Source organism: Psychromonas sp., assembly GCF_983033635.1.
Genome location: NZ_CEZLMY010000017.1, coordinates 18,488 through 23,368, shown reverse-complemented (window position 1 = coordinate 23,368; position 4,881 = coordinate 18,488). Strand labels below are relative to the sequence as shown.

Below are 4,881 nucleotides of genomic sequence, written 5' to 3'. Positions count from 1 at the left end.
ATTGTCATCTTCGCGATGCAGCTCATCGTTTAACGCTGAATAAGCAAACTCGTATAGTCAGCGATCAGCTGTTTGTTGAAGAGCGTAAAGCGGTGTTGGAAATTTGGCAGAATTTATTCGATTAGATTATAGCTAAACCATCTGACAATGCGGGTTCGCATGTGTAAGTGGCTTGGTTATAGAAGCGTGTTTACTAAATAAACACGCTATTAAATAGTGGCTAATAAAGTGAATTTTCACCTTCCGGGCGAGTTTTAAAGCGACGATGCATCCACATATACTGATCGTCACACTCAAGTACCATCTTCTCAATCTGTTGATTGGTGATGCGTGTATCAGCTTCAAGATCTTTTGTCGGGAAGTCCTCAAGTTTTGGATAAAAAACTAATTCATAACCGAGCTCACCAGGCAAACGTTTTAAAAACACCGGAAGAACACAGCTGTTTTTAACGCGAGCCAGGGTACTGGTGCCTGCCACTGTATTGGTGTTTTGTATTTCAAAAAATGGCGCAAAAACACTGCTTTTATGCGGTCCGTAGTCGTGATCAGGTGCATACCATAACGCTTCTGATTTTTTTAAAACGCGCAGCATTGCTTTTATATCTTTACGATCTAGCATTGCGTTATGTTCACGCATTCGTCCCCAATAAAACCAGTAGTCTAAAACCGCATTGGAATGTTTGCGGTATACAGCTGAGCAGGGGTGTATTAAACCTAATGCGCGAGCGCCCATCTCTAATGTTAAAAAATGTGCACCAAGAAAAATAATACCCTGATTGTTTTTTTTTGCTTGTTCAAGGTGCTCTATACCTGTCACTTTTAATAAACCTCGAATACGCCAACTTGGCCAAAACCATGCCATCCCCATCTCCAATAGAGCGATACCGCTGTTTTCAAAGTTTAGGCGTACCTTTTTATCTACTTCTGCTTTTGATAATTCCGGAAAACATAACTCAATATTACGTTGTGCAATTTTTCGTCTGGATTTTACAATGTGGTAAGAGATTCGGCCCAGTTGTCTGCCTATAAAAAGTAAAACAGTGTAGGGTAATAAAGAGGTTATAAATAGCGTGAAAATGCCTACCCAAGCTAGCCAGTATTTGGGGTGACAGAAGCTTAATTTTAGTTTGTATTGTTCCATAAATGCTCTTTTTTCAAAAGAATAAAATATTCTACCGAATTATCTGTTAAATGCCTATTTTGTCTCTGATTCTTTTTATAGGTTTAACTAAAAGATTAATTTGTTGTTACTACCTAGCTGCTCCAGCAGAAAATCAGATTATTTAAAACTTAATCTTATCCAAGTGCGTTTGCGCAATCTGTTGTAATTCTTTAAGTGATACCTTGAGACCCGTTTGTGGAGGCAGTAAAAAACAGTGTACAGGCCGTTTATAACTACTCAGTTTATCCTCTAGGTAATGATCGAGTTGGCCTTGTAAACACTTTCCGTCTTGCCAGTCGATAAAAGCAACCGGGCGTTCTCCAAAGGTGGGATCGTCAATTGCGACTACGTAAGCTTGTTTTACTGCGGGAAAGCCTAGCAGTATAAATTCAATCTCTTCGGGTTGGATATTTTCACCGCCAGAGATAAACAGACGATCCTTTCTTCCTATTATTTGTAATTTATCCCCAACTTTCCTGCCTAAATCTTTACTGGCAAACCATTGTTTTTCAGGAATCAAACTATTTGCCATAAGCCCGTTAAAATAACCAACAAAACGGGTTTTTCCACGCAGTAAAATTTCATCATTTATTATTTTCAGCTCTCTATTTTTTAATATATGCAAGCACTGGCTGTTAGTTGATGTGGCAACTTGAGAGCTCATTTCAGTTAAGCCGTAACTTAAATGATAAGTAAAACCACGTTGCTTAGTTTGTTTTAATAATCGCTTAGAAAAGGCACTGCCACCGAGTAACAGGTGTTTGATACTTAGACTGCTTTTCTGAAACTCTGCTTTGCCTAGTAAACGATAAAGCTGTGTGACAACTAAAGAGAGGTGAGTGATTTTTTGTTTTTTAAGTAAGTGTATATTTAATTTTGTATCACTTAGTATAAGTGTTGCGCCTGCAAGTATTGTCCTGATCACAGTGGCGTAACCGCTAATATGAAACAGAGGTAAGGAGAGCAAATTTTTATCGCCGCTTTTTAGGGGGATGATTTCTTGTGATCCTAATGCGCTGTAATAATGATTACTAAAGTTATGCATTACCGCTTTCGGTAGACCGCTACTCCCTGAGGTGAAAATAATATTTATCACCTGCTGATGGTTGATTTTCAGTGCAGAGAGGCTGACCTCCCTCTTGCTGTTTAGGCTGAAATCTAACGCTAAGCCTGTTAAATCTGCTGGTGATTTTATCTGTTCCAGCCAGATAAACTCAGTGTTAAGAATCTCCAGTCTGGCGTGTATTTCATAAGCGCTAAAACGAGGGTTTATTGGACAAAAAATAACCCCGCTGCGCAGGCAAGTCAGCTGCAATATAATAAGATTTACAGAGTTTGGCGCAATGCAGACTAATCTGTCTCCTGCTTTTAATCCATGTAACAGTAACTGCTTTTCTAACAAATCTATCATCTGATCAAGTTGTTTAAAGCTTAGTAATTGCTGATCAGACTGAATCGCTAAGCCATCAGGTTGTAAGAGCGCTTGAAAGCGCACGGGACAATAATTTAATTGCTTGTCCATAAACACTCCAACTCCTGTATATCCTGCTGAATTCGATTTATATCTGTTAATAAACCTGGCTTAAAATATTTTAAAGTATCGATACCTAATGAAATGTCGCACTTTTTCTTATACAAAGCAGCTAAATAGCTTAATTGCAGTAAGCCGATAATAGATTCAAAAGAGGAACTGATACTCACTTGTAACTGCTGTTGTTTGGCAATATTTATAAAGTTTTGTACTCTGCTTAATGAACCGATTAAGGTCGGCTTTAAAATCAGTGCCTTGATATGGTCGGAGTGTTGGTAGCAAAAGTTAGTCTGTTGCAGGGTTTCATCAAGTGCCAGCCCGATTTGATGTTTTTCTGCTAATTGCAGATTATCTTTAAAACTTGCCGTTGGCTCTTCAATATAATCGAGTTGTTTAGTGTTGATACCGCCCAAAAAATGGCTTGCTTCTGTTTTTTTCCAGACTTGATTAGCATCGCAACGAACCGCTAAAAGTGGATTAAGAGAAGTTAATGTCTTAAATAATAAAATATCTTGTTGAACGCTCTGTCGCGCGACTTTAAGTTTGATAATAACCGGTTTATTTAAAGCAATATACTGTTTTATAACACTATTATTGTCGCCTTGTAATAAAGGGATAATATCAGGGCTGACTGCCTTTTTTGTGAGCGGGATATTGTGTAAAGCGTTATCCAAAGCAAATTGCACACTTGGGTATAAGTCGGCTTGTTGATTTAAGTGTGTTAATCCATTTTCCAACACGCTGATTATTTGTGTCGTTGCCTGTGCTAAATTCTCGTCACTAAAACCGGGTAAGGGGGCTATTTCGCCAAAGCTTAAATGACCACTGTTATCTTGTAGTTGTAAGATAAGTCCTTTACGGCAAGTAAGTTTTTGCCCATTAAAATTTAGCGGGCAGGTAAAGGCTAACTGATAACAAAATAGCTTGGCCTGTATAACCTGAAAAATAGCACTCATTGTTTGCTGTTTATTCGCGGTATTGCAGCGCAACACGAGAGGTTAATTTGGTCACTAATTCATAGGCGATAGTGCCGATATGCTTGGCCACTTGCGTTGCAGGTAACCCTTCTCCCCATAAAGTGACATCATCTCCGACTTGATCTGAACTGTTTAAGCCTAAATCAACGGTTAACATATCCATCGAAACACGACCAACAATAGGTACTAATCGACCATTAACCAAAACGGGTGTTCCTTCAGGAGCCATTCGCGGATAACCATCACCATAACCGACGGCAACGACACCTAATTTTGTATCTTGTTTGGCTGTCCAATTTGCGCCATAACCGACACTGTCGCCCGCGTGATGTTCACGTACTGCAATTAAACGTGATTTCAGGGTCATCACTGGTTTTAATTGAAAATCTTCTGCACTTTTATCTGCAAACGGCGAAACGCCGTATAAAGCGATGCCTGGGCGAATTATATCGCTATGCGCTTCAGGCCAAGCAAGCGTGGCCGCTGAATTAGCTAGTGAATTTAAACCGCTGTTGTTTTTTATATGTTGTTTAAATAGCTTAATTTGTAAAGCCGTGATTGGATTATCAAGTTCATCTGCACAGTTAAAGTGGGTGATTAAGTTGATTGGTTGTTGTATATTTTTGCTGTTTTGCAGGCGCTGGTAAACAGAATCAAATTGCTCAGGGGGAAAGCCTAAACGGTGCATGCCAGTATCAAGTTTTAACCAAACTTGTAGTGGTTTGGCTAAATCTGCTTTTAAAATAGCATCAACTTGTTGCTCAGAGTGAACCACTGATTGTAAGTTTTTAGCAACTAAAGTATGCAGATCACTGTTGTTAAAAAAACCTTCTAGTAGAACGATCGGTTTCTTAATGCCAGCATCACGTAATATTAACGCTTCGTTAAGGCGTGCCACACCGAATGCATGTACATCCTGTAATGTTTCCGCCACTTTGACCATGCCATGACCGTATGCATTGGCTTTTACTACCGCGAGTACTTTGCTGCCTGGGGCGGTTTGTTGCAAACTTTGTAAGTTTTGTTGTAATGCATTTAAATCGATAACTGCGTATGTGATATTCATTTAAAGACTCTATTTATTGTTATCAATGGGTTATTCATCACCATGATAAGCAGCACCCGTATAATCATCAAATCGACAATAACGTCTTGCAAGGTTAAAGGCACTTTACTGAATTTGAATCCGTTTACCCTATAAGCTTCAGCAT

General features: G+C 39.1%; 4 protein-coding genes. All 4 read right to left on the bottom strand.

What is annotated here, in order from left to right:
* Positions 1–220: 220 nt before the first annotated feature.
* The 4 genes from lpxL to alr all read right to left on the bottom strand — a co-directional run bounded on the left by lpxL (position 221) and on the right by alr (position 4,736).
* Positions 221–1,141 (bottom strand): LpxL/LpxP family Kdo(2)-lipid IV(A) lauroyl/palmitoleoyl acyltransferase, encoded by a 921-nt coding sequence (gene lpxL, locus AC4GME_RS04030; protein WP_490376800.1) that lies wholly within the window; start codon positions 1,139–1,141, stop codon positions 221–223.
* A gap of 142 nt (positions 1,142–1,283) precedes the next feature.
* Positions 1,284–2,684 (bottom strand): o-succinylbenzoate--CoA ligase, encoded by a 1,401-nt coding sequence (gene menE, locus AC4GME_RS04025; protein ID WP_490376799.1) that lies wholly within the window; start codon positions 2,682–2,684, stop codon positions 1,284–1,286.
* Positions 2,669–3,649, bottom strand: coding sequence for an o-succinylbenzoate synthase (gene menC / locus AC4GME_RS04020; protein ID WP_490376798.1), 981 nt, complete (start codon positions 3,647–3,649; stop codon positions 2,669–2,671). Before menC ends, menE begins: the two co-directional genes overlap by 16 nt.
* A 10-nt stretch (positions 3,650–3,659) precedes the next feature.
* Positions 3,660–4,736: an alanine racemase gene (alr, locus tag AC4GME_RS04015; RefSeq protein ID WP_490376797.1), complete on the bottom strand. Its 1,077-nt coding sequence runs from the start codon at positions 4,734–4,736 to the stop codon at positions 3,660–3,662.
* Positions 4,737–4,881 lie beyond the last annotated feature (145 nt).